The 25,847-nt window shown below is 40.7% G+C and carries 26 protein-coding genes; 10 read left to right on the forward strand and 16 right to left on the reverse strand.

What is annotated here, in order from left to right; genetic code table 11:
- Nucleotides 1–205 precede the first annotated feature (205 nt).
- Nucleotides 206–1,681 (reverse strand): glucose-6-phosphate dehydrogenase, encoded by a 1,476-nt coding sequence (zwf, locus tag PROVRUST_RS02540; protein ID WP_006813121.1) that lies wholly within the window; start codon nucleotides 1,679–1,681, stop codon nucleotides 206–208.
- A gap of 448 nt (nucleotides 1,682–2,129) precedes the next feature.
- Here zwf and PROVRUST_RS02545 point away from each other — a divergent pair, with 448 nt between their 5' ends.
- The gene (locus PROVRUST_RS02545; protein WP_006813122.1) at nucleotides 2,130–2,975 is read left to right on the forward strand and encodes a MurR/RpiR family transcriptional regulator; all 846 of its coding nucleotides are present in this window, start codon (nucleotides 2,130–2,132) and stop codon (nucleotides 2,973–2,975) included.
- 194 nt (nucleotides 2,976–3,169) lie between these two features.
- Nucleotides 3,170–4,612: a pyruvate kinase gene (pyk, locus tag PROVRUST_RS02550; protein WP_006813123.1), complete on the forward strand. Its 1,443-nt coding sequence runs from the start codon at nucleotides 3,170–3,172 to the stop codon at nucleotides 4,610–4,612.
- Nucleotides 4,613–4,674: 62 nt separating this feature from the next.
- On the opposite strand, the gene PROVRUST_RS02555 is transcribed toward pyk, so the two are convergent.
- The 8 genes from PROVRUST_RS02555 to znuA all read right to left on the reverse strand — a co-directional run bounded on the left by PROVRUST_RS02555 (nucleotide 4,675) and on the right by znuA (nucleotide 14,077).
- Nucleotides 4,675–5,685, reverse strand: coding sequence for a fimbrial protein (locus PROVRUST_RS02555; RefSeq protein ID WP_006813124.1), 1,011 nt, complete (start codon nucleotides 5,683–5,685; stop codon nucleotides 4,675–4,677).
- Between the two features lie 8 nt (nucleotides 5,686–5,693).
- On the reverse strand, nucleotides 5,694–8,195 hold the full coding sequence (locus PROVRUST_RS02560) for a fimbria/pilus outer membrane usher protein (protein ID WP_006813125.1): 2,502 nt from the start codon (nucleotides 8,193–8,195) through the stop codon (nucleotides 5,694–5,696).
- Nucleotides 8,196–8,210: 15 nt separating this feature from the next.
- Nucleotides 8,211–8,858, reverse strand: coding sequence for a fimbrial biogenesis chaperone (locus PROVRUST_RS02565; protein WP_039854099.1), 648 nt, complete (start codon nucleotides 8,856–8,858; stop codon nucleotides 8,211–8,213).
- 57 nt (nucleotides 8,859–8,915) lie between these two features.
- Nucleotides 8,916–9,437 (reverse strand): fimbrial protein, encoded by a 522-nt coding sequence (locus PROVRUST_RS02570; protein ID WP_006813127.1) that lies wholly within the window; start codon nucleotides 9,435–9,437, stop codon nucleotides 8,916–8,918.
- Nucleotides 9,438–9,630: 193 nt separating this feature from the next.
- Nucleotides 9,631–10,479, reverse strand: a complete 849-nt coding sequence (locus PROVRUST_RS02575) for a LysR family transcriptional regulator (RefSeq protein WP_039854101.1) — start codon at nucleotides 10,477–10,479, stop codon at nucleotides 9,631–9,633.
- Nucleotides 10,480–10,674: 195 nt separating this feature from the next.
- On the reverse strand, nucleotides 10,675–11,649 hold the full coding sequence (gene lpxM, locus PROVRUST_RS02580; protein WP_006813129.1) for a lauroyl-Kdo(2)-lipid IV(A) myristoyltransferase: 975 nt from the start codon (nucleotides 11,647–11,649) through the stop codon (nucleotides 10,675–10,677).
- A gap of 119 nt (nucleotides 11,650–11,768) precedes the next feature.
- Nucleotides 11,769–13,088: a murein DD-endopeptidase MepM gene (gene mepM, locus PROVRUST_RS02585; RefSeq protein ID WP_006813130.1), complete on the reverse strand. Its 1,320-nt coding sequence runs from the start codon at nucleotides 13,086–13,088 to the stop codon at nucleotides 11,769–11,771.
- 29 nt (nucleotides 13,089–13,117) lie between these two features.
- Nucleotides 13,118–14,077, reverse strand: a complete 960-nt coding sequence (gene znuA, locus PROVRUST_RS02590) for a zinc ABC transporter substrate-binding protein ZnuA (RefSeq protein ID WP_039854103.1) — start codon at nucleotides 14,075–14,077, stop codon at nucleotides 13,118–13,120.
- A 74-nt stretch (nucleotides 14,078–14,151) separates the two neighbouring features.
- Here znuA and znuC point away from each other — a divergent pair, with 74 nt between their 5' ends.
- From znuC to PROVRUST_RS02605, 3 genes are all read left to right on the forward strand, one after another.
- Nucleotides 14,152–14,919 carry a zinc ABC transporter ATP-binding protein ZnuC gene (gene znuC, locus PROVRUST_RS02595; protein WP_006813132.1) on the forward strand — a complete coding sequence of 256 codons (768 nt, stop codon included), beginning with the start codon at nucleotides 14,152–14,154 and terminating at the stop codon, nucleotides 14,917–14,919.
- Nucleotides 14,912–15,697 (forward strand): zinc ABC transporter permease subunit ZnuB, encoded by a 786-nt coding sequence (gene znuB, locus PROVRUST_RS02600; protein WP_006813133.1) that lies wholly within the window; start codon nucleotides 14,912–14,914, stop codon nucleotides 15,695–15,697. The genes znuC and znuB overlap by 8 nt, the downstream gene beginning before the upstream one ends.
- A 173-nt stretch (nucleotides 15,698–15,870) precedes the next feature.
- A complete protein-coding gene (locus PROVRUST_RS02605; protein ID WP_006813134.1) occupies nucleotides 15,871–16,332 on the forward strand; it encodes a hypothetical protein in 462 nt (153 codons plus the stop codon).
- A 39-nt stretch (nucleotides 16,333–16,371) separates the two neighbouring features.
- Here PROVRUST_RS02605 and ruvB read toward each other — a convergent pair whose 3' ends face one another.
- From ruvB to aspS, 6 genes are all read right to left on the reverse strand, one after another.
- Nucleotides 16,372–17,382, reverse strand: coding sequence for a Holliday junction branch migration DNA helicase RuvB (gene ruvB, locus PROVRUST_RS02610; protein ID WP_006813135.1), 1,011 nt, complete (start codon nucleotides 17,380–17,382; stop codon nucleotides 16,372–16,374).
- A gap of 16 nt (nucleotides 17,383–17,398) precedes the next feature.
- Complete coding sequence (ruvA, locus tag PROVRUST_RS02615; protein WP_006813136.1) at nucleotides 17,399–18,016, reverse strand: Holliday junction branch migration protein RuvA; 618 nt, start codon at nucleotides 18,014–18,016, stop codon at nucleotides 17,399–17,401.
- 100 nt (nucleotides 18,017–18,116) lie between these two features.
- Nucleotides 18,117–18,638, reverse strand: a complete 522-nt coding sequence (gene ruvC / locus PROVRUST_RS02620; protein ID WP_036948281.1) for a crossover junction endodeoxyribonuclease RuvC — start codon at nucleotides 18,636–18,638, stop codon at nucleotides 18,117–18,119.
- 236 nt (nucleotides 18,639–18,874) lie between these two features.
- On the reverse strand, nucleotides 18,875–19,618 hold the full coding sequence (locus PROVRUST_RS02625; RefSeq protein ID WP_006813138.1) for a YebC/PmpR family DNA-binding transcriptional regulator: 744 nt from the start codon (nucleotides 19,616–19,618) through the stop codon (nucleotides 18,875–18,877).
- A gap of 29 nt (nucleotides 19,619–19,647) precedes the next feature.
- Nucleotides 19,648–20,079 (reverse strand): dihydroneopterin triphosphate diphosphatase, encoded by a 432-nt coding sequence (nudB, locus tag PROVRUST_RS02630; RefSeq protein ID WP_006813139.1) that lies wholly within the window; start codon nucleotides 20,077–20,079, stop codon nucleotides 19,648–19,650.
- On the reverse strand, nucleotides 20,079–21,848 hold the full coding sequence (gene aspS / locus PROVRUST_RS02635) for an aspartate--tRNA ligase (protein ID WP_006813140.1): 1,770 nt from the start codon (nucleotides 21,846–21,848) through the stop codon (nucleotides 20,079–20,081). The genes nudB and aspS overlap by 1 nt, the downstream gene beginning before the upstream one ends.
- 306 nt (nucleotides 21,849–22,154) lie before the next feature.
- Between aspS and PROVRUST_RS02640 the strand changes: the two genes are divergently transcribed.
- From PROVRUST_RS02640 to cmoB, 5 genes are all read left to right on the forward strand, one after another.
- Nucleotides 22,155–22,490 carry a DUF4377 domain-containing protein gene (locus PROVRUST_RS02640; RefSeq protein WP_006813141.1) on the forward strand — a complete coding sequence of 112 codons (336 nt, stop codon included), beginning with the start codon at nucleotides 22,155–22,157 and terminating at the stop codon, nucleotides 22,488–22,490.
- Between the two features lie 55 nt (nucleotides 22,491–22,545).
- A complete protein-coding gene (locus PROVRUST_RS02645) occupies nucleotides 22,546–22,941 on the forward strand; it encodes an NUDIX hydrolase (protein ID WP_006813142.1) in 396 nt (131 codons plus the stop codon).
- A 150-nt stretch (nucleotides 22,942–23,091) separates the two neighbouring features.
- On the forward strand, nucleotides 23,092–23,490 hold the full coding sequence (locus tag PROVRUST_RS02650) for an MAPEG family protein (RefSeq protein WP_006813143.1): 399 nt from the start codon (nucleotides 23,092–23,094) through the stop codon (nucleotides 23,488–23,490).
- 91 nt (nucleotides 23,491–23,581) lie between these two features.
- On the forward strand, nucleotides 23,582–24,337 hold the full coding sequence (gene cmoA / locus PROVRUST_RS02655) for a carboxy-S-adenosyl-L-methionine synthase CmoA (RefSeq protein WP_006813144.1): 756 nt from the start codon (nucleotides 23,582–23,584) through the stop codon (nucleotides 24,335–24,337).
- A complete protein-coding gene (gene cmoB / locus PROVRUST_RS02660) occupies nucleotides 24,334–25,305 on the forward strand; it encodes a tRNA 5-methoxyuridine(34)/uridine 5-oxyacetic acid(34) synthase CmoB (RefSeq protein ID WP_006813145.1) in 972 nt (323 codons plus the stop codon). Before cmoA ends, cmoB begins: the two co-directional genes overlap by 4 nt.
- Nucleotides 25,306–25,394: 89 nt before the next feature.
- On the opposite strand, the gene PROVRUST_RS02665 is transcribed toward cmoB, so the two are convergent.
- Nucleotides 25,395–25,712 (reverse strand): hypothetical protein, encoded by a 318-nt coding sequence (locus tag PROVRUST_RS02665; RefSeq protein WP_039854107.1) that lies wholly within the window; start codon nucleotides 25,710–25,712, stop codon nucleotides 25,395–25,397.
- Between the last annotated feature and the right edge of the window lie 135 nt (nucleotides 25,713–25,847).

Genomic DNA, 25,847 nt, shown 5'->3' on the forward strand with positions numbered 1-25,847 from the left:
TGGCATTTTATTTGCCTTTTTCTACTTGATCAACGACCGCCAATTTAAAGGCTAGAGAATAATCACGTTGAGTTCGTTTACTTGTTGGTTTCATTACACTCTCCAATTTTAAGTTAGAAAAGTGTCAACCTTATTTAGGACGGGTCAGTGGTATAAAAAAGGCCCTATATTTAACTAGGGCCTTCACAATGAAACTCAATGTATTTTATTCAAACTCGTTCCATGAACGACCATCACGAGCAATCATCGCAACAGAAGCAATCGGTCCCCATGTTCCCGCTTGGTAAGGTTTTGGCATATCGTTATCCATCGCCCAAGCCTCCATGATGGAATCAACCCATTTCCATGCTTCTTCAACTTCATCACGGCGAACGAACAATGCCTGGATACCACGCATGGCTTCTAATAATAAACGTTCGTAAGCATCAGCGAGATGAGTTTGATTAAAGGTCTCAGAGAAACTTAAATCCAGTTTGGTGGTTTGTAAGCGGTGCTTATGATCCAAGCCCGGTGCTTTGTTCATGATCTCGATATCAATCCCTTCATCTGGTTGCAGACGAATGGTTAATTTGTTCTGCGGTAAATCTTGGTAACTATCAGAGAAAATATTCAGCGCAGGCTTTTTAAAATACACCACCACTTCTGAACATTTTGCTGGTAAACGTTTCCCTGTACGCAGGTAGAAAGGAACGCCAGCCCAACGCCAGTCATCAATGTCAACACGCAGTGCGACAAAGGACTCGGTCATACTCTGCTTATTAGCACCCTCTTCCTCTAAATAGCCAGGCACTTTTTTACCTTGAACAAAACCCGCTGTATATTGACCACGAACCGCTTTTTCACGAATGTTAGTATGGTCAATACGGCGTAATGAGCGCAAAACTTTTACTTTCTCATCACGAATACGATCTGTGGTTAAATCCGCAGGAGGAGACATCGCAATCATGGTTAAAATTTGCAGTAAATGGTTTTGCACCATATCACGCATTTGGCCAGCTTGGTCAAAATAACCCCAACGCCCTTCAATACCCACTTCTTCCGCAACGGTAATCTGCACATGGTCAATCGTGCGATTATCCCAGTTGTTGATAAATAGTGAGTTCGCAAAACGTAGCGCTAACAGGTTTAATACGGTTTCTTTACCAAGATAATGGTCAATTCGGTAAACTTGGTTCTCTTCAAAATATTTAGCCACTTCATTATTAATTTCTTGAGAAGAAGCCAAGTTTGTACCCAATGGTTTTTCCATTACAACGCGGTTTGGCTGTTTATTCAGACCTGCATGACCCAGACCATGGCACACTGCGCCAAATGTATTCGGTGGCATTGCAAAATAATGGATGGCAGGTTGAGTATCCTGCTTTAACATCTCAGCGAGGCGGACAAAGTTATCTGTCTCGTTGACGTCTAGGTTACAAAAATCCAAACGCGCACTTAATCGACGCCAAAGTTCGGGGTCTAATTTTTCTTTTAAGAATTCATTTAACGCTTTTTCGACAAACTCTATATAGTCGTTCTGTTCCCATTGAGCGCGACCAACGCCGATAATGCGGGTATCTGGATGGATATAACCTGCTTTTTCCAATTGATATAGCGAAGGAAGTAACTTGCGACGGGCTAGGTCACCCTTAGTGCCGAATATAATCAAGTCACAAGCTTGAGCAGCATTATGTACCGCCATGTTGGTTCTCCTCAATTTGCGGAATTTAGAATCTATCCCATTAGCCTGCGAATTTATGTCTGTCTAATGGGATAGGCTCTGAGCATTATTGTTATGAAAAATTGACCGTTGCCCGCTAATGTACCTTTTTGCTTCTGTTCCGTAAATATTGATGATACTGGTCACAGTTTTTATGCTGAAAAATCCAGCATACCACGTTGAATTTTAGAAAACTAAATAACTGAATGGTTACAGCCTTTGTAAGAAAATAACCGATTTTGTAGTGAGTTTACTGAGCCGAAAATTAGATACGGGTCATACTTTCGTAAAAAAGCCCTTAATTGCCCTACGTGTTTAGATGGCTTACCTCTAAGAGGTAGTATATTTTCACTCTTATTGAAATAGTAACGCCACAATACCCTGATGGCATAAAAATTTCTCCTTTCGCTGAAATAGGCACTTTTGTTATATGAATATTTTAGAACAAATGAAAACCAGCCTCGATTTTTTAAGTAAATCAGAAAAAAAAGTGGCAGAAGTAATTTTAGGTATGCCCCAAAAAGCCATTCATTTGAGTATTGCGGCCTTGGCAGAATTGGCAGAAGTCAGCGAGCCTACCGTCAATCGGTTTTGCCGTAAAATGGAAACCAAGGGTTTCCCCGATTTCAAATTAAAATTGGCACAAAATATTGCTAATGGAACACCTTATGTTAATCGTCATATTGAAGAAACAGATACGGTTAATACCTATACCCATAAAATTTTTGAATCGGCGATGGCGGGATTAGACAACGTGAAACACACGTTAGATATTAGCGCCATTAACCGAGCCGTCGATTTGTTAACTCAAGCACGAAAAATTAGCTTTTTTGGCTTTGGCGCCTCCGCGGCTGTCGCCCATGATGCTATGAACAAATTTTTTCGCTTTAATATTCCAGTCATATACTTCGATGATATTGTGATGCAACGCATGAGCTGTATGAATAGTGGTGACGGAGATGTGATTGTGCTTATCTCACACACAGGAAGAACTAAAGCATTGGTTGATATGGCGCAACTTGCTCGCAGTAATGATGCAACCGTGATTGCAATTACTTCTGAAGATTCCCCTCTTTCTCTCGAAGCCACCCTATCGATTATTATCGATGTCCCTGAAGATACTGATATGTATATGCCAATGGTTTCTAGAATGGCTCAACTTGCTGTGATCGACGTCTTGACAACTGGATTTACTTTGCGAAGAGGCGAAAAATTTAGAGATAACTTGAAACGCGTCAAAGAAGCATTACGCGATTCGCGGTTTGATAACGTCTGAAAGAAATAACAATGTTGAAGAGCACGATATAAGACTGTCAGGCCAAATACTTTTGTTCGCCTGATAGCATTAACAAATTTGCTGTATATAATAGCTGTGCTCGTGTCAGCACCCTTATTTGCAGTAAATAGGTTTCGAAATGGAGTGAAATGGTTTCACTTATATTTGTACCATTACAGGTCACGGAGTAATACATGTCTAGACGGCTTAGAAGAACTAAAATTGTTACAACCCTTGGTCCAGCAACCGATCGCGATAATAATCTAGAAAAAATTATCAATGCTGGTGCTAACGTTGTGCGTCTCAACTTCTCACACGGAACTCCTGAAGACCACATGGCGCGCGCGAATAAAGTGCGAGAGATTGCAGCCCGCTTAGGTCGCCACGTAGCCATCCTCGGGGATCTACAAGGTCCAAAAATTCGTGTTTCTACTTTCAAAGACGGTAAAGTCTTCCTCAATATTGGCGATAAATTCACGTTAGATGCGTCACTCGGTAAAGGTGAAGGCGACCAACAAAAAGTGGGCATTGACTATAAAGGTCTTCCTGCTGATGTCGTTCCAGGTGATATCCTGCTTCTTGATGATGGTCGAGTTCAACTCAAAGTTCGCGAAGTCAAAGGGTTACAAGTATTTACTGAAGTCACTGTTGGTGGACAACTTTCAAATAATAAAGGCATCAATAAGCTTGGTGGCGGTCTTTCAGCTGAAGCGCTGACTGAAAAAGATAAAGAAGACATTAAAACCGCGGCTAAAATTGGTGTTGATTTCTTAGCAGTTTCATTCCCTCGTTCAGGTGAAGATTTAGATTACGCTCGTCGTTTAGCTCGTGATGCGGGTTGTGAATGTCAGATAGTGGCTAAAGTTGAACGTGCAGAAGCCGTTGCTACCGATGAAGTCATGGATGAAGTTATTCTCGCTTCCGACGTTGTCATGGTCGCCCGTGGCGATTTAGGTGTGGAAATTGGTGACCCTGAATTGGTCGCTGTACAGAAAAAACTGATCCGCCGTTCTCGCCAGCTCAACCGTGTCGTCATCACTGCCACTCAGATGATGGAATCGATGATCACTAACCCAATGCCAACTCGTGCAGAGGTTATGGACGTCGCGAACGCTGTATTAGATGGTACAGATGCCGTTATGTTATCTGCGGAAACTGCGGCAGGACAATATCCAGCGGAAACTGTAGCCGCAATGGCTCAGGTTTGTTTTGGCGCAGAAAAAATGCCGGGCTTGAATATTTCTAAACACCGTTTAGATGCTGAATTCGAAAGCTCAGAAGATGCCATTGCGATGTCAACTATGTATGCCGCTAACCACCTGAAAGGAGTCAAAGCTATTATCGCTATGACCGAATCAGGACGCACTGCACGCATAATGTCTCGTATTAGTTCTGGCTTACCTATTTTTGCTATGTCACGCCATGAAAAAACATTGAATCAATGCTCTCTGTACCGTGGTGTCACACCAGTATTTTGTAACACCCATACTGATGGTATTGCTGCGGCAAGCGAGGCTGTAACGCGTTTGCGCGATAATGGCTACCTGATGGCTGGTGATATTGTATTAGTTACCCAAGGTGACCAAATGGGAACCGTTGGAAGCACCAATACTTGTCGTATCTTAGTTGTTGAATGATTTATCAATAAATCATTCCGCACCAAAAGGGAGCAATTTGCTCCCTTTAATATTTGTATTACTTACTCGTATTGTAGATTAAATTGCAATGTCCCTTCAGCTTTACCCGCCCGTGTTGTCTGTTCAGTTTGAACATAAGCCGCTTCAAGAGGAATACTGTATTGCACCGTCTGATTTGAGCGAGTTATTAGCATCTTTTGGTTGAGTTTAATCGGTTTCCCTTTATGTTTAATCTGAATTCCAAATCCTTTCGCCGTCTCCCTATGAGAACGATTATTTAAAGCTATCGTTCCCGCGATTCCACTTAGGTCCTGGTTGCCAATAAAGGTGATTTTAATCGCGGATCCTGCGTCGCACTCCAGTTCAATCTTAAATCGTTTTCGCCCATCAGAGCTCGTCGTTCCGACACCCTTAAAAGCGCTTTTTTCTACTTTATTCAGCGAGACACTGATCAATGGATTTTTGACCTCGCAACCATTAGAGATAACATTAATCGGGCTCAACCAAATTGTCGGTTCAAAATTTCCATAGCTATCTTGTGCAATGAATTTATCATTAAATAATATCAACATAGCCGCCTTCGTACTAGGAATCCACTGTGTTTTTACTTGCGGACGGACCTTATAAAATGCGACTTTCAAACTAATATTATAGTGGCTAGTTGATAACGTTGAAGGGCATAACAATCGATTAGCTGGATTGCCATCGCGCTGGTTGCGCCCATTAACATAACCTCTCCCAGAGCAAGGGCTATTCACCACACCATGCAATGCAAAACCAATTCCTGAATCCCCAATTTCTTTAATCGCGCCAACACCAGAAATACTGTAATGGTCATCAAATATACCCGGTAAATTAATTCCAACCCGCGTTATACCCTGTTCATTCCACCATACCCATGGTGTAAACGTCCCCAAATCAACCGTCGCCAACAATGTATTTATTGGCGTATTTTTAGGTACATACAAAGTTTTAGGGATAGATACTGTATAGGAACTAAATTCAGCTCGATATTCTGCAAACACAGAAGGACAATAAAATAGTGCTGTAATATAAATTATCCATTTGTTCATGACGTTTCCTATTTACATTCCCCTTCAATAAATTGAATATTTGTATTTTCCATATCAATTGTGAGAGAAAGTTGACATTGATTTTCCGTTCCCACTCCCCATATTGCTTGGATTACGCTTTGTTCAGGTACCCCGCTGAGGTAGACTTCGCCATCATTCGCGACCATCCCCGTTGCCACCACCTGTTCACTCACTAACGCATTAACCTGTGAACCCAAGGCAACTTGGTTCCCCTTGGTCTTTAGTTTAAGTAAAATTCTCCCCCCACGTTTAACCTCAAAATCAGCAAGAACAATGGCTCCTTGAGTCGGCACGACGGTCTTGGTATTTATCGGAATATCATAGTTACCTGCGAGTGTTGAAGCGTCGATACTCACGTTATTACGCTCATAGCGACTTGCCATTGGGATCAATGCATATCCATGGGTATTGGTATAGAGCGAAGGGACATTGGTAATTTTTAAGTTGGGAATATTGGGGGCGTTAACTAATACAGCAGAGTCATAAAAATTACGGGATGCAGTGAGTCCACCGCTATGCAATAAAAGCCCACCAGAAACGGTTCCATTAATAGAACGATGGTCAGAGCTATAATCCACACCAAGCCCATATTCACCTTTGGAGCTCAGATAGTGAGTTCTAAGCCCGTAACCCACTTGCTGGTTATTATGGTTATATCGTTGAGATAAATCGTAATGTAATTGATCGTCATCGAAAGCAATTCCATTAATACTCAGAACACTGGAGGGATCACCATGTCGACTCGTTTGATAACTAGCATTTCCCCAATAATGCTGTTTCTTCCATGAAAATGGCATATTCAGATTAAAGGCTAATATCCCATCATTATCCTGTTGATCATATTGTTGTGTATAACTATAGGAAACACTTAAATTCATCCCTTGATACTGAGAACTGAAATTGGCAGTAATACTATTATCAACGCCATCATGCCCCCAGTAAGACTGCTGAAAACCATTCAGTGACAAATACCCCGTATAACCCACTGACTGGGTCATTACTGCCTGTAATCGTTGCTTTCGTCCCCGTCCTTCACGAAAACGAGAATTAGAATCCACAAAATTGACATAGTTTGCTGAAGCATAATGAAGCAATGATAAATTAATACCTGTGCCACTATTTTGCAGATATTTAGCATACTGTACTCGGTAAACCCGCCCTGCTATTTTAACCTTGTTAATAAATTCTGATGAGGAATAAGTAAAGTCCGTAGATACAGCGCCAAGTCTCCCTAAATTAAGCCCGCCACCTAATATATAGGATTGATAATCTTGGGAAATTAATACGCCACCCAGTACAGATGGATGACCATAATGTGCTAGATGATTCGGTAAACCATATGTCCCTATCAATTTGGCAAAGTACGGAAACCTTACACCTTGCTCCCCTTGATATTTCCCCATGTCGATGCTGTATTTTAGTGTTCCCGCTCTTTGCATAATAGGAAGTGCAGAAAATGGCTGAGTATAATTTCTAGTTGTGCCACTCATTTCTTCAATACTGATATTTAAGTCACCGCTATTAGCCATGGAATAAAGGTCATTAATAACAAACTCTCCCGCGGGTACATCCGTTTGATAAATTAGCTGGTTATTTTGAGTAACGGTGATATGGGCATTAGTTTGTGCAATTCCCTTGATTATCGGTGCAAATCCCCTTTGACTTTGGGCTAACATACTTTCCTCAGACATTAACTGCATACCAAGGTAAGGAAAAACCTCCATCACACCATTATCCGTTGTAATTTCTCCCATCGTAAAATGGCTATTTAGTGTGCGTATATCTCGTTCAATAAAAGTTTGTAAACTATTTAGATTTGCGTTATTTCCTCCATAGCTATAATGGCTTTGATTTCTTGCTCGCCATGCACCAAAATTTATGCCGCTATGTAGTCCCAAAAAAATATTTTGGCTCTTATTGGTTTTTCCCCAATACTGGCTGTAACGCAGACTATAATTTGTAAACAGGGTGTTTATTCCATCATCCCATTCCACAGGATCTACATACCCACGAAAGACTGAATTTATCCCAACCTGAGGAATGCTTAAATGCAGTTGATTTAGAAAAAAATCATAATAAATATTAGCGCCTACAATTACGTTTTCTATAGGATGAATATCTTCATCTAGAGATAAAGACTCAAATGAAGTACTCACTGATGATTTTATACCCCACTTGATTAGCTGTTTTTTTGTAATTTTAGGAATCAATTTAGTGGTATTTTTATCATAGAATATTTCGATTTTGTCATTGTCGATTTTATGATTGTTAATAAAAATATCGAGTTGATATGTTCCGGGAAGTTGACCTTGTGGATATGAAAAATAATCTAATGTTGACACATCAGTAACTTGATTTTCTACTCCTGTATTTATTGCATTAATGTCAAACTCTTCATTCGCTTTTGTCAAAACAGGAAATAATAATGTACTAGCAAAAACAATCCACTGATGACTCAATAAGTTAAATTTTAAATAATGTATTTCCATTCTTTATACTCTTCCTTAATTTTTTTCAATGATCGCTCCATAGTCATTAATAAATTCAATTGTTACTGATTGCTCTGTGCCAATATTTTTATTGGAAATCTGTTTTTCTTCCCATGGATATACCATCTTGGAAGTTTGGATGTTGTGGCTATCAATGAATACACTTTTAATTGATAAATGATATGGTGTATTGTTTTTAATCCATAATCTGTTTTTTTTCCTGATAATATTCACATCATCAAAATTTAACGGCTGTATATCCTTAGAGCGTAGAAATAATTTAAATTGGGAATTAATAATAATTTGCAATTCATTTTCAATATCATCACGCTTAGGAGGAATTGATTTTATATTTAGTAAATACAATTTCTCTTCATTAGAGGATAATGATTCCCCCAGATAAGCAATTCGAGCAGTCCCATGGCTATCAGGCTCAACTCTAAATAATGGGGGCGTCGCAATAAATGGCGCTTTAGTCTCATTTTCAAAACCCGTCACCCAACTTTGAATTAAAAATGGTTTTTCTTTATTACTATTCAATATAGGAATGATTATTTCCCGCTTATTATCGACATACACAAACCGTGTTCCTCCTATACTGATTCCTGAAGCAAGTACAGATAGAGAAAAACAAGATAGTAAAAATAATGTTAAAAAATGCATGAGTAGCCTGTTATGACCTATTCGAAAGGTTAGGGGTGACAGCCGCCACCCCTAATATTATTGATATTGAATACTGTATACTGTGCTACTATTCGCTTGCCCCGCAGTTGCCGCCCCTGTTGCTTTATACAAAGCAACATACTCCAAATCTACAGCTCCGCCTTTCACTGTAACTTCTTTGGTGTCTTGGTAAAGCTTAATCTGTGAAACCGCATCTTTTTCATAAAGTGCAATCCCTACATTTTTAGCCGTTCCATCACCTTGATTCAGTGCGAGAAGGTCATGATCTGCCGTATCACGAGTACCTCCAAATTTAACAGTAACTTTGCTGTCTTCAGGGCAATCAACCAGCTTGATCATAAAATTATTCAAACCAGCAACTTTCCCTTGTGCTGATAAACTTTTAGTTGAAACAGTTCCAAGATCGATATTTAAATTACGAGATTGGCTATCAACGGTACAGGCTTTCTCAGTAATTTCCCCTGTAAAATTGATCGTCCCAGAGGCAAAAGCAACTGTATTCATTGCCATAGTTAAGCTAATCCCTATAACCATTAATATTTTATTTAAAATGTACATAATATTTCCTATAGATAAATTTTAAATTATTCATAAAGCTTCCATGAATAACTGAATATGAGTAATGATGCCGGATGGAAATATAACACCAGAAGTTAATTAAGTTAAAGAATGGTTACATTGAAAATTTTCAAACTACATCAAAAAAATTTATGATTTTTGTATTTAAAATTTAAAACCTAGCCTGATTGATTTACTTACTATAGAAAAGATAATTAATTATCATGTCATTTATCGATGAATTCTTATTCATATACATATAGAATTTATAGCTCATTTTTCCAAATGTATTTTCCAAGGCTATTAATGATTTATCATTAATAGCCTCATTGATTCTATTTTTAGGTAACCAAGCATAACCAACTGAATTTTTTACCAGTGTAATTGCCGTTTCTATACTATCTACTTTAACCATCTGTATACTTTTTATTGTATCTTGAAATGAAGAAGACAATACAATCTGAGGGATATATTCAAGTTCCTGAACGACTTTATCCATTTGATGCAACTTCAGCTTATTATTAGAATCAATCACTAAAACAGCCTCAACCTCCCCTAATAAGATGGGGTTTAATGACTCTATATAATGATGTGTAATAAGAAGATCAAAATCCTTCAATGCCATGATATTTGATTTCGTTAATAATTTCTTATCTAACTCAATATCATAGTTTTTTTTACTTTTAATTAACCCCCCAACCCTCTTAATTAATTCATCATTTTTATATAATGTATCTGTAATTATTTTAATTTTGTTATTAATGTTTTTATTGAGAAATTTAGCTGTCGTTTCTAATGAAATGGCTTTATTCGTCATCTCTCTAGATAGTTCGAGTAATTGTTCACCTTGCTTAGTCAGTATCGCTCGACGTTTTTCTAATACAAATATTTTAGTATCTAATGTTTGTTCTAATTTATTTATTGTATAGCTAATCGATGATTGTGTTTTATGTAATGCTTCCGCCGCTTGAGCAAAACCACCATAGTCTACTATTGCTTGTAAGGTAAACCATTGGTCTAACGTTGTTTTTGTTTTTTCCATCATATCTCCAAGCCAACATCCCGGATGATTTTATTCCAAAAGAATATAACAATAAGATTTAAATATCATCTATGGGATATCGACCTTGAACCATATTTTATATTCAATTTATATTATTAATTAATACAAATATTAATTACGAAAAAAAACCACGATTTATTAATATCGTGGTTTTTTATTTAACAGTAATGGATGTTATCGATAGAGGTCTTTGCGTTGATAAGGCTCTATCTCCCCTTCTTTTCTCGTTTTTAATAATTTAAGTATCCACGTGTACTGTTCAGGATGTGGCTCAACTAAATACTCAAGCTCTTCATTCATACGGCGAGCGATGTATGTATCATCTTGGCCATCGATATCATCCATAGGTTCACGAATATAAATATGGAGTTGGTGATTAATATGATCGTACACCGGAAACAGCGGAACAATTTTAGCCTTACAAACTTTCATTAAGCGCCCAATAGCCGGTAATGTTGCTTTATAGGTACCAAAAAAATCCACAAATTCACTATGCTCTGCTCCATGATCTTGATCAGGCAGATAGAACCCCCAGAAACCTTGCCTAACCGAGGCAATGAATGGTTTGATACCCGCTTCCCGTGAATGTAGGCGACCGCCAAAATGATAGCGGGCTTTATTCCATAAATAATCTGCAACCGGGTTTTTTTGATGGTGGAACATCGCTGCCATATTTTGGCCCATTGCTGCCAACAACATGGCAGGAGCGTCAACCGCCCATCCATGGGGAACCATAAAAATCACATTACTTTTCTGCTCTTTCAATCGCTCAATGATCTGCATATTGTGCCACTGAGTACGTTCTAAAGTGCGTTTTGATCCTCGAATACATAATTCAGCTAGCATAACAAATGACTGTGGTGCCGTTTCAAACATCCTATCGACCAATTGCTCTCTTTGCTCTTCTGTATATTCAGGAAAACAGTAGAGTAAATTGATTTTAGCTCGACGACGGGCACTTTTTGCCAACTTTCCGACCCATTTACCGATTTTTGCTAACATTGGATCTCGTACTTTTACCGGAATATAAGAGAGCCCCACAAAGACCGCAGCACCTAGCCACACTCCCCAATATTTTGGTAATAAATACGATTTATGAAATGTTGGCACATAGCCTTTTTTGCTATCGGTATCTTTTTCTTTATTCATCTTATACCCAAAGAATTATGGCTATCTTTCATAACCTATCAGTGTCGTTATGAAAGCATTACAAAAAAAACTGGCAGACACAAGTATCTGCCAGTTATTACAATGAAAAACTAAACTTATTATTTCAATTTAAGCTGAGATTTAGTCTCTTTCACAAGCTCTAAATACTCTTTACGGTCTTTACCTGATAAGCCACCAGAGCTTGGTAATTTTGCCGTTAACGGATTCACTGCTTGTTGGTTAACCCACATTTCAAAGTGCAAATGGGGCCCTGTTGAACGCCCTGTATTACCCGATAATGCAATCCGGTCACCACGCTTAACTTTTTGACCCGGTTTTACCAATAATTGGCGTAAGTGCATATAACGAGTCGTATATTGGCGACCATGACGAATTGCAATAAAGTTACCCGCTGCACCACTGTATTTCGCCACGATGACTTCTCCATCACCGACAGCAAGAACCGGCGTACCTACAGGCATTGAGAAATCGACACCTTTGTGAGGAGCGACTCGCCCCGTCACAGGGTTCACTCGACGTGGATTAAAGTGGGAAGAAACTCTAAATTGTTTCACGGTTGGGAAGCGTAAGAAACCGCGTTCTAAACCATTACCTTCGCTGTCATAATAACGACCATCTTCCGCTCGGAATGCATAATAATTTTTGCCGCCGGTTTGTAAGCGAACCCCAACTAATTGGCTCTGCTCATGGGTACCATTAAGCATTTCACGACTCATTAGAACAGTAAATTTGTCGCCTTTTTTCAATTTGCTGAACTCAACTTGCCACTGGAGTGCTTTTGTCACTTCACGGCCTTCATTACGTGTTAAGCCTGCCTTGCTTATACTTTGAGCAAATGTGCCATTAATAGAGCCAGTCATCACACTGTTAACCCAGTCACCCGTGCGAATTTCTTTAACTTCTTCAAATTTATTCGTCGCACCGATGCGTTTAAATACGCGAGTTTCACGGCGAGAGACATCCCAAGTTAAAGATTCTAACTCTCCGTCAGCCGTCAATGTCCAGCTGAGTGTTTGACCAATTTTGAGATTACGTAATGATTTATGTTGATTAGAAAGCGTTGCAACATCCCCAGCTTCAATACCAAACTGAGTTAAAATGGAAGTTAGATTATCGCCACTTGAGACAACATATTCATGAGCGAGCGGCGTGCCATCGGCTGCATCACTATCTGCATCGGCAACCCCCTCATCAGGCAACTGTTCACTGCTATCTTGAATAAGGTCATCCCCTTCAAGTTCAGTAGCAAATTGCGAAAAAGGGATGACCGTGTCAGGTGAACTGTCACTTTCGTGGTTAGCTGGTATATGAACAGGCCGCCATATTGCGACGGCCATTGTTGCGACGGTGAGTGTGCTTAACACAATCTTATGGGTTTTGGACAGCCCGCTAAAGGCTTGTACAATACCACTTACCATTTGCTGCACTTTAAACTATTCCTCTATTCTTAATTCAGGCAGCTTGCATATTGCTCTGACAATTGAGTCAGAAATTTCATGTAGCTATCTGGACCGATTGCCAGCCCACTACCGAGCGGGTCGAGAGTACCCATTTTGACTCCCGTATTTTTCGCTACACTTTCGATAACAGCAGGCCTGAATTGTGGCTCAGCAAAAACGCATTGCGCTTTATGCTCAACCAGTTGTGTTCGTATTTGATGCAATTTTTGTGCACCGGGCTGAATCTCGGGATTTATCGTAAAATGCCCCAAAGGAGCCAGCTGATAGTGTTTTTCAAAGTAGCCATAGGCATCGTGAAAAACAAAATATCCTTTATTCTTAGCCGATACTAAAATACTAGCAATTTTTTTATCGCTTTGCGCCATGTTTTCTTTGAATTTACGAAGGTTTACGTCCAGCTTATCTTTTTGGTCAGGATAAAGCTCTACTAAACGCTCATAAATATCTAATGCTGCCAAATTTGCAATTTCTGGTGATAACCAAATGTGCATATTATACTCACCATGGTGATGATGACCGTGATCCTCATCATGGTTAGCTTCGCTAGCATGTTCGTGGCTTTCTTCCTCCTCGTGAGCTTCTGACATTAATAATGAATGAATATTTTTCTGTTCAGCCAATGCCAGACGTTTATTCTGTGGTAACGTACTGATTGGCTTTTCTAAAAACATTTCTAGTTCCGGTCCTACCCAGACAAACAAATCTGCCTGTTTAATTTTTTTTAAATCTGATGGTTTCAGTGCATAATCATGTGGTGAAGCACCATCAGGTAATAAGACTTGCGTTCCAGTCACACCATCCGCAATGCCTGCTGCGATAAATGCTAAAGGACGGATAGATGCCACTACATCAGCATTTGCCATCGGTAATAAAGTTGTTGTTAATACAGTGGCTACAGCAGCTTTGCAGAGGAATTTACGGGCAATAAATTTCGTTTTGTGTATCATGAACATTTTTCCGTGATCTTAATTTCAAAATGTTATAATATAACATAACTTGATTTCTGCAAGATATTTCCTATATGCAACCATTATTATCTTTAAATAAAATATCTGTCTCTTTTGGCGATAAAGTCGTTTTAAACGATGTCTCCTTTACTCTCAATAAAGGCGAAATCTTAACGCTTTTAGGTCCCAATGGCGCTGGAAAATCCACAATTGTGCGCGTCGTTTTGGGGCTATTAGCACCTACGTCAGGCGTCGTAGATAGAGCGTCATCTTTGTCTATCGGTTATGTACCGCAAAAACTCCACTTGGATACCACTCTACCTTTAACCGTAAAACGGTTTATGATGCTTAAACAAGGTGTCCGCTCAGAACATTTATTACCTGCACTTGAACGCGTTAAAGCCACTCATTTAATTGGTCAGCCAATGCAAAAATTATCCGGAGGCGAAACTCAACGCGTTCTTCTTGCTCGTGCCCTTCTCAATAAACCTGACTTACTTGTTCTCGATGAACCCGCTCAAGGGGTGGATATCAACGGGCAAGTTGCTCTGTATGATTTAATCAACCAACTTAGAACCGAACTTGGTTGCGCGGTTCTTATGGTTTCCCACGACCTTCACCTAGTCATGGCAAAAACTGATCAAGTCTTGTGCATTAATGGGCATATTTGCTGCTCTGGAGCACCCGATGTCGTCTCCAATCACCCAGAATTTGTCGCTATGTTCGGCTATCGTGGAGCCCAACAGCTTGGGGTATACCGCCACCAGCACAATCATCAACATGATTTAGAAGGTAACGTGATTTTATCCCATCAACATAGCAAGGATTGCCGCCATGATTGAGTTATTGTTACCTGGATGGATTGCAGGTATGTTACTCGCCATCGCTGCGGGCCCACTTGGCTCATTTGTTGTTTGGCGTCGAATGTCCTATTTTGGTGACACTCTCGCTCATGCCTCTCTATTAGGCGTTGCATTCGGTTTGTTACTGAACATTAATCCATTCTATGCCGTTATCGCCGTCACATTACTGTTAGCATTGATTTTAGTGTGGTTAGAAAAACGTCCACAACTGGCGGTCGATACCCTACTCGGCATTATGGCTCACAGCTCACTCTCATTAGGCCTAGTTGTTGTTAGCTTAATGGCGAATGTCCGTGTTGACCTTATGGCATATTTATTTGGTGACTTACTATCAGTAACTTACGAAGATATTATAACGATTTTGATTGGCGTTGTTGTCGTTTGTGGGTTGCTTTTTTATCGTTGGCGGGCACTTTTATCAATGACGGTCAGTGCTGAACTGGCTTTTGTAGACGGAATAAACCTACAACGCTCTCGCCTATTATTAATGATGGTGACCGCATTAACGATCGGTATTGCCATGAAATTTGTTGGCGCCTTGATTATTACGTCTCTATTAATCATTCCCGCCGCGACTGCAAGACGTTTTGCTAGAACACCGGAACAAATGGCGTTAATTGCAGTATTGATTGGAATGGTATCAGTAACCGGTGGCTTAACCTTATCTGCATTTTACGATACACCAGCCGGTCCCTCTGTTGTATTAACATCAGCAATCTTATTCGTATTAAGTCTTTGCGTGAAAACTAAAAATTAATATTTACAGACGCCTACAACACCCAGCCCTAATTGTTTTAAATTAGGGCTTTTTTGTCCATGTTACATTAATGAAAAATCATATTGCCATCACTATTTTCGTACTATTCTGTCGCATTTCCCGCCATACATCGCCATACTTATAGCCTAATATGGATTGATTGGATTATTGATATGTATAAGAAAATTGCCGTTTGTTTAGCACTAGGATTATTTACTGCATCTGCTAGTGCAGTTGAATATACTTGCCAGCTAGAAAATAACAAAACGGTCAGCGTCGTCGTTGAGACAGGAAAAGTGCCTGTTTATCGCTATGGGACTTTAGGTAAAACTGAAATAACACTTCCAATCAATGCGAAAGGGCAAGAATCTATTTATGTAGGGCAAGGAACATTCAGCGCTGGTGGCTCGATATATATCCGTTTCCAAAATGGACCATTTAGCTATTTGCTTTATGATGGGGAAGGTAGGGGCTGGTATTTTCAGGGGATTGCTGTTTATAAAAACGGTAAGCTGGTTAATAAGAAATCGTGCAAACCTGACTCTAATTTAAATCTGTATAGCCTGCTAGACTACGGTATTCCAACTGATCCTGATGAAGATGGACCTTATACTTTCGATCCAAATTCAAATTAATATTTAATTAATCCCCCTTCCCAATAAGGGGGAATAAACTTAAATCTCTTTGGGTTTTAAACCAAAATGGGAATATGCATGAGCTGTTGCCATACGCCCCCTAGGTGTCCGTTGAATAAACCCTTGTTGGATCAAATAAGGCTCAAGAACATCTTCAATGGTTTCTCGCTCCTCACCAATCGCTGCGGCAAGGTTATCTACCCCCACAGGCCCACCCATAAATTTATCAATGATTGCTACCAATAATTTGCGGTCAAGATAATCAAAACCTGCGGCATCCACATTGAGCATATCCAGCGCTTTATTTGCCATGGCTTCATCAATGGTTCCATCACCCTTAACTTGAGCAAAATCGCGTACACGGCGCAGTAATCGGTTAGTGATCCTCGGCGTGCCTCGAGAGCGCATCGCAACTTGTAATGCCCCCTCTTCCGTAATTTCCAGCCCCATATATTGGGCGCTACGTTTCACAATATGCTGCAAATCGTCAACTTGATAAAACTCTAAGCGTTGGACAATACCAAATCGGTCACGTAATGGAGATGTTAAGGAACCCGCTCGGGTAGTTGCACCGATCAACGTAAATGGCGGCAAGTCAATCTTGATGGAACGAGCTGCGGGGCCCTCACCAATCATGATATCCAATTGATAATCTTCCATCGCAGGATATAAAATCTCTTCTACGACCGGAGAGAGACGATGAATTTCATCAATAAATAGCACATCATGAGGCTCTAGGTTAGTCAGCATCGCAGCTAGATCCCCTGCTTTTTCCAAAACAGGCCCCGATGTTGTACGAAGATTTACCCCAAGTTCATTAGCAACAATGCCTGCTAGGGTTGTTTTCCCTAATCCTGGAGGGCCAAAAATTAACAGGTGGTCAAGCGCATCGCCACGCATTTTGGCAGCCTGAATGAATATTTCCATCTGATCTTTGACTTGCGGCTGCCCAATATACTCAGCAAGTAGTTTCGGGCGGATCGCGCGATCGATAGCTTCTTCTTCAGAATGCAGCACTTCTGCGGTAATTAGGCGATCGGCTTCAATCATCGTAATAGTCTCTTAATCAAAGTGCCGCACGTAAGGCGTCACGGATCAGGGTTTCGGAATCACTATCTGGTTTGGCAACTTTACTCACCATTCGGCTAGCCTCTTGCGGTTTATAACCCAGAGCAATTAATGCTGCTGCGGCTTCCGCTTCAATATCAGCTTGGCTTGGACCTTTGCTCTTCACGCTTGGCAAATCAATGTCACTTATAGGGTTGAACAAGTCACCATTTAATCCTTTGAAACGATCTTTCATTTCAACAACTAAACGTTCAGCCGTTTTCTTACCAATACCCGGTAATTTAACTAATGAGGAAATAGCTTCCTGCTCAATCGCCGATACAAATTGCTGAGCAGACATACCGGATAAAATGGCTAATGCCAGTTTGGGGCCAACGCCATTGACCTTAATTAATTCTTTAAATAGTGCGCGCTCTTGTTTGTCATTAAAGCCATACAGAAGCTGGGCATCTTCTCTCACGACAAAATGCGTAAAAACAATCGCTTCTTGACCAATGTCGGGTAATTCATAGAAACAGGTCATTGGCATATGAACTTCATAACCAACACCTTGAAGTTCTAATAAAACAATGGGAGGTTGCTTTTCTAATACGATGCCACGTAGACGACCAATCACGTTGATACCCTCAAATTAAATGACTGAACCGAGATGAATAAATCTCGTTTTTTCATAACGCTGTTTATACCACAAAAAAAGCTGGATGCATATCCAGTCTTCATCTTAATCTTCCGCGGGTCAATACGAGGCGAGGATCCCCAACCTTCAATAAGTTTTGATTAAAATGGCAATGAGTGATGGCAATCGCTAATGCGTCTGCCGCATCAGCTTGTGGACTCGCTGATAATTTTAGAATCGATTTAACCATGTGCTGAACTTGGCTTTTCTCCGCAGCTCCCGTTCCCACTACTGTCTGCTTTACTTGACGTGCAGCATATTCAAACACCGGGATATTTTGATTGGCCGCAGCAACAATGGCAACCCCACGAGCTTGCCCCAGTTTCAATGCAGAATCCGCATTTTTTGCCATAAAAACTTGTTCAATGGATAAAACATCGGGTTGATACTGGGTGATAATTTCCGAGACTCCCGCATAGATACGTTGCAGACGGCTTGGTAAATCATCAACTTGAGTACGAATACACCCACTTCCCAAATACAGTAGCTGCCTACCTTGCTGGCGAATAACACCGTACCCTGTGATCCGTGAACCAGGGTCAATACCCAGAATGATCGCCATATAAAACCTATAATTGTTCTTCATTAATATTCATATCATCTTATCCCCATCTAATTTTCACCACAATCCAATCTTGAGAGATAGCAGAGGCTAACCACACTGCGAGAGGAAAAATGAACAAATAGAGACCATTGCTACCAATAACTATAGCAAATAAAAGAGAAAATGAGGATTGAGAGGCGTTAGAGAAAACAGGCTGGGGTCAGCCTGCTTTCTCTACGCAGACATCGTCTTAATTACAGTTGCTCAGCAACTTCATCAGAGATATCACCGTTATGATAAACTTCTTGGACGTCGTCTGAATCTTCTAACATGTCGATCAGGCGCATTAATTTTGGTGCCGTTTCAACATCAAGTTCTGCCGTAATCGATGGGATCATAGAAACTTCAGCGGCTTCGCTAGTGAAACCAGCAGCATCTAATGCATCTTTAACAGCACCGAACGTTTCAAAAGTGGTGTAAACATCAATTGCACCATCATCATACGTTTCAACGTCGTCAGCACCAGCTTCAAGTGCTGCTTCCATCAGCGCATCTTCATCAACACCCGGTGCGTAAGTGATAACACCACGCTTGGTGAACAGATAAGAAACGGAACCATCAGTCCCCAAGTTACCACCTGTTTTGGTGAAGGCATGACGCACTTCAGATACAGTACGGTTACGGTTGTCACTTAAACATTCAACCATCACGGCGGTGCCGCCTGGACCGTAACCCTCATAAATGATGGTTTCCATATTATCGTTGTCATCATTACCCACACCACGCGCGATAGCACGGTTTAAAGTGTCGCGAGTCATGTTGTTAGATAATGCTTTATCGATAGCAGCACGCAAACGAGGGTTAGTTGCAGGGTCTCCGCCGCCTAAACGCGCAGCAGTAACCAGCTCACGAATAATTTTAGTGAAAATTTTACCGCGTTTAGCATCTTGTGCCGCTTTACGGTGTTTGGTGTTGGCCCATTTACTATGACCTGCCATGAAATATCTCCAAAAACGTCAATAAATAATTAAACAGCAAATTCTAGAATAGCCTGGCTGTTGCTCCACGACTTCGTCAAATCAGCCGCTTGCTGCGGCGATAACCAACGAAATTCAGTGTGTTCAGTCAGCAATGGCGTTTGTTCATCAGTGAGCACCAATTTAAACCAGTGCTCTGTACAATGAGTCACATCGGGTGCATAACGATGCCTGAAATGCGGGAAAATTTCAAAAATGATACTTTTCGTCAAATCATGTAACTGATTCGGTTGCGGGTCAAAACCCGTCTCTTCTTTAATTTCGCGAAGCGCTGTATCAAAAGTATTTTCATTAACTTCCTGACTTCCGGTAACTGATTGCCAAAAGTCAGGGTCGTCTTTACGCCGCATCATAAGCACCCGCCCACTATTTTCAGCCACAATAATGACTAACACAGATTCTGGGCGCTTATAATTTTTCATTACTCTTCTTCTTTCGCCACAACAGCGATAGCCAGTTCAGTTAATGAATCAGGATTTGCATGACTTGGTGCATTGGTCATTAAACATGCCGCAGCGGTTGTTTTAGGGAATGCAATAACATCACGGATGTTATCTGTTCCTGTTAACAACATAACTAAGCGGTCAAGACCGAATGCTAAACCAGCATGTGGCGGTGTACCATATTTCAGAGCATCTAACAGGAAGCCGAACTTCTCACGTTGTTCTTCTTCAGTAATACCTAAAATCCCAAAGACAGTTTGCTGCATTTCACCACGGTGAATACGTACAGATCCCCCACCGACTTCATAACCATTGATTACCATATCATAGGCATTTGCCACTGCATCTTCTGGATTTTTTGCCAGATCTTCAGGTGATAAATCTTTTGGTGAAGTGAATGGGTGGTGCATTGCGGTTAAGCCGCCTTCACCGTTTTCTTCAAACATTGGGAAATCGATAACCCACAGAGGCTGCCAGCTATTCAAGTTGGTCAGTTCGAAATCACGACCAACTTTCAAGCGGAGTGCACCCATTGAGTCAGTCACCACATTTTTCGCACCGGCACCAAACAGAATGATATCGCCATCAACGGCACCTGTACGCTCCAGCAATTGCTCAATAACGTCTAAGCTAAGGAACTTAGCAACTGGGCTTTGAATACCTTCTAAACCTTTCGCACGCTCGTTAACTTTCATCCACGCTAAGCCTTTCGCGCCGTAGATGCCAACAAAGCTACCGTATTCATCAATTTGTTTACGGGTCATTGCAGCACCGCCCGGCACTTTCAGGGCAGCAACACGACCTTTAGGATCATTAGCTGGACCAGAGAACACGGCGAACTCGACATTTTTCACGATATCCGCAACATCAACCAGTTCCATTGGGTTACGCAGGTCAGGTTTATCTGAACCGTAACGGCGCATTGCTTCAGCAAAGGTCATGATTGGGAAGTTGCCTAGATCTACACCTTTCACTTCAAGCCACAAATTGCGGATCATGCGCTCCATCACTTCGCGAACTTGTTCCGCGCTCATGAATGAAGTTTCCACATCGATCTGGGTGAATTCAGGTTGGCGGTCAGCACGTAAATCTTCATCTCGGAAGCATTTTACGATTTGATAATAACGGTCAACACCCGACATCATCAGCAACTGTTTGAACAGCTGTGGTGATTGTGGCAGCGCATAAAATTTACCTTTATGCACACGGCTTGGTACTAAGTAGTCACGAGCACCTTCTGGTGTCGCTTTAGTCAGCATTGGCGTTTCAACATCCAGGAAACCTTCGTTGTCCATAAAGTTACGAACAAAACTGGTGATTTTCGCACGAGTACGCAGCCGTTCAGACATGTCAGGACGACGTAAATCTAAATAGCGATATTTTAAACGACGCTCTTCCGTATTGGTTTGGTTGCTATCTAACGGCAGAGGTTCGGATTTGTTAAAGACAAACAGATCTTCAGCAAAGACTTCAATTTCACCCGTCGCCATATCTTTATTTTTCTGGCTATCTGGGCGAGCGCGTACAGTACCTGTGATTTGGATACAGAACTCATTACGCAGTTCTGAAGCTTTTTCAAATATGTCTTTACGCTCTGGATCGAAGAAAACCTGAACGATACCTTCACGGTCACGCATATCGATAAAAATCAAACCACCCAAGTCACGACGGCGGTTTACCCATCCACAAAGAGTGACCTTCTGGCCTTCATGAGCAATGTTTAACTGCCCACAATAATTAGTACGCATACAATATCCTTTTTACTCAGCTTGTTGTGCTTTTGCTTGCTGCGGGAATTTGGCATTTTGCTGAACATTTAGCTGAAAATTCAGAATGTCAAAAAAGGCAGGCATTATACAGGAAATTCTGCTAGACAAACAGTTGGCTATGTAGCTTAACCGCGAAAATGATCCAATAAAATAGGCCACATCAATTTTTATTATCAAATTTTAATGATTATTAAATTATTATCCTCTTTCGGAGTTATTACCCTGTCCTCTTTGCTATAATTATTCCGATTCAGACATTTATCGCCTGAAACCAAAGGAAATTATATGAAAAAACTGCTACTCGCGTCATCGGTCATCTTTCTGCTTGCAGGATGCCAAACTGGAGCCTCAACCAACACAATGAAGCCTACTACCAACAATAAAACATTTTATGTGGACTCATCTCTTGCTGATTGTGTCGGCGTTGCACCAATGAAATGCATGAAAGTGAAAGAAAAACCTGCTGATGATTGGCAATATTTTTATGGTTCTATTCAAGGTTTCACTTATGAACCAGGCTATAATTACGTCCTAGAAGTTCAACAGTTTGATGTACCAAACCCTCCCGCAGATGCCCCTAGCGTTCGCTATGAATTGGTCAAAATCATCGAGAAAAAATAGTCTATAAGCAGGTGTTCAGCACCTGCTCTTTTACGACCATCGCAAGGTATTGATTATGAGCGCTAAAATTATTGATAAATTAGGATTGATTACGCTATCTGGCGGTAAAGTTGCTATGGTGCGGTCTCACAATAAAACCCTGTTTTATATTCCGGGCGGTAAACGTGAGCAAAATGAAACCGACCAACAGGCACTTTGTCGTGAAATTGATGAAGAATTGACGCTGGCATTACTCCCTGAAACATTACGTTTTTATGGCGAATTCACTGGGCTAGCCGATGGTAAGCAAGATGGCACTCAAGTGCGTATTCGTTGCTATTTTGCCGACTATCAAGGTGCTCCTCAGCCCGCGGCTGAATTGGCTTGGTTAGGAACTCAAGATTTTTCACGCTGTTCATCAACAGCGGTAACCATTTTAACGCAGTTAAAGAACGATGGTTTGATTGAATAATTCGCTGATAAACAATAAGCAAATACATATTTTCATTTGTAGATTTACCTATTAGGTTTTAGAATTTAAGAAATGTCATTTATATCCATTACGATAACCGACATGTTCAGTCATTTTCACTTTTTGAAATGTTTGAGGATGGTGTAAAAAATGGTCAGCTCCTTATACGCTGTACTAGGTGCCTTACTGCTATTAAGATTATCTTTAAATGTAGTAAAGCTACGGACACAGTACCGTGTGGCTTATGGTGATGGTGGTTTTTACGAATTGCAGACAGCCATCCGGGTACATGGCAATGCCATTGAATACATCCCAATCTCACTTATTTTATTGCTACTGATGGAGATGAATGGCGCGCAAGTCTGGATGATCCATGTGTGTGGCATTATTCTGATTGCTGGTCGTTTACTGCACTCTTATGGCCTTAAAAACCACGATGTTAGCTATCGTCGAATGGGCATGATTGGAACTTATCTTTCAATGGCATTAATGATTATTGCCAATGCTTACTATCTTCCTTGGGTCCAAATGATCTCTTTTACCCTTTAATTTTCCCCTCAGTGCGGATTGGTTTTCAGGTCATGATGATTTCTGCTACAATCCGCCACTACTTTTGTTTTACTTATTTAATACAAATCATATGTCAAGTCAGGATCCAAACCATAAAGATAGCCTTTTCTCTGCACCAATTGCCAATTTAGGTGATTGGAGTTTTGATGAAAAAGTGGCTGAAGTCTTCCCCGATATGATCCAGCGTTCTGTACCGGGTTACTCCAATATCATCACCATGATTGGGATGCTTGCGGATCGTTTTGTCACACCCAATAGTCACGTTTATGATCTCGGGTGTTCCCTCGGTGCCGCAACCTTATCGGTACGCCGCAATATTTCTGTAGATAACTGTAAGATTATCTCTGTCGATAACTCCCCCGCTATGGTCGAGCGCTGCCGCCGCCATATTGATGCTTACAAAGCACAAACTCCCGTGGATGTAATCGAAGGTGATATTCGCGATATTCATATTGAAAATGCGTCAATGGTTATCCTTAACTTCACATTACAGTTTTTGAATCCTGATGATCGCGAGCAGTTGCTGGCTAAAATTTATCAAGGTTTATTACCGGGTGGGATTTTAGTTCTCTCGGAGAAATTTAATTTTGAAGACCAACAAATTGGCGAGTTACTGTTCAATATGCACCATGATTTTAAACGGGCAAATGGCTACAGCGAATTAGAAATTAGCCAAAAACGCAGTATGTTGGAAAATGTGATGCTGACAGACTCTGTCGAAGCCCACAAAGCCCGTCTGAAGCGCGCTGGTTTTGCCCATTGTGAAGTTTGGTTCCAATGTTTTAATTTTGGTTCGTTATTAGCGTTAAAAGAGAGTCAATCATGATAGATTTCGGTCGTTTCTATCAACAAATTGCTATCGGTCCTTTAAGTCACTGGCTAGAAACCTTGCCTTCACAACTCGCTGAATGGAAAAAACAAGGCCTGCACGGTGGGTTCTCTTCATGGGAAAAAATGCTCGATAACCTTCCAGCAATGACCCCGACCCATTTAGATTTAAAAAACAGTGTTACCGCAACCCGTGATCCTGAGCTAACCTCCGGCGAAACTCGCTGCCTAAATAATATTTTGGGTCAGCTAAAACCATGGCGTAAAGGCCCATTTTCCCTGTATGGCGTGAATATCGATACTGAATGGCGATCAGATTGGAAATGGGATCGTGTTCTGCCACATATTTCGCCACTTAAAGGCCGCTATGTATTAGATGTGGGCTGTGGAAGTGGTTACCATATGTGGCGCATGCTCGGTGAACAGGCTGAATTTGTGGTGGGGATTGACCCGACAGAACTGTTTTTATGCCAATTTGAAGCCGTAAGAAAACTGTTAGGCGATAATCAACGCGCCCATTTGTTACCTTTAGGAATTGAGCAATTACCTGCATTAAAAGCCTTTGATACGGTCTTTTCGATGGGAGTTCTGTACCATCGCCGTTCGCCACTCGACCATTTATATCAATTAAAAGATCAGTTAGTGAGTGAAGGCGAATTAGTGTTAGAGAGCTTGGTCGTTGAAGGTGATGAATTTCAATGTTTGATCCCCGGTGACCGCTATGCCCAGATGCGCAATGTTTACTTTATTCCATCCGCTAAAATGCTAAAAGTTTGGCTAGAGAAATGTGGTTTTGTGGATGTACGTATCGTTGACCAAGCGGTGACCTCATTAGAAGAACAACGCCGTACTGACTGGATGCAAACAGAGTCTTTAGCTGAGTTTTTAGATCCTAATGACAAAACAAAAACCATTGAAGGTTATCCTGCACCATTAAGAGCAATATTAATTGCGAAAAAACCTTAAGATTTATATCGTGACAGTTTTTGTAAACCGTGATGCCATAAAGCGGCCAAGTAATGATAGTCAATGCTTAGCCGCTTTGATAAATAAACTTAGAAATTAACTTCTATATCAATCCTGTCGACACAAGTTTGAGTTTGGCTATGATTAGCCGCGGTATGCCATTCACCATCTCTCAATGTAACTTCTGATAATCCATCAATTTGAATACAGCGCCAATTACTTGATGACCCTGGAATTATAACTCCTGAACTGCTATACCCACCGAACTGGTAAAAAAGAGCTTGTTCTCGACCATTTTTACTACCTAAAACGTGCGGGCACATTTCCCTTAGATGGCCTTTATACATAGCAATAATTTGCTTTTTATTTTTAATTGCCTCTGCTATTAAATCATAGTTACTAGACATCATTACCTCATTATATGGTTAATCAAACTATGACTATGAAGTCTGACCATTTAAATACAACTATATCGCCTTGTAATCGTGACCTAACTCTCATATAGAACACCCACCTTCATATGAAGCAAGTAAAAACCTACT

It is taken from the genome of Providencia rustigianii DSM 4541 (assembly GCF_000156395.1).
GTDB lineage: Bacteria > Pseudomonadota > Gammaproteobacteria > Enterobacterales > Enterobacteriaceae > Providencia > Providencia rustigianii.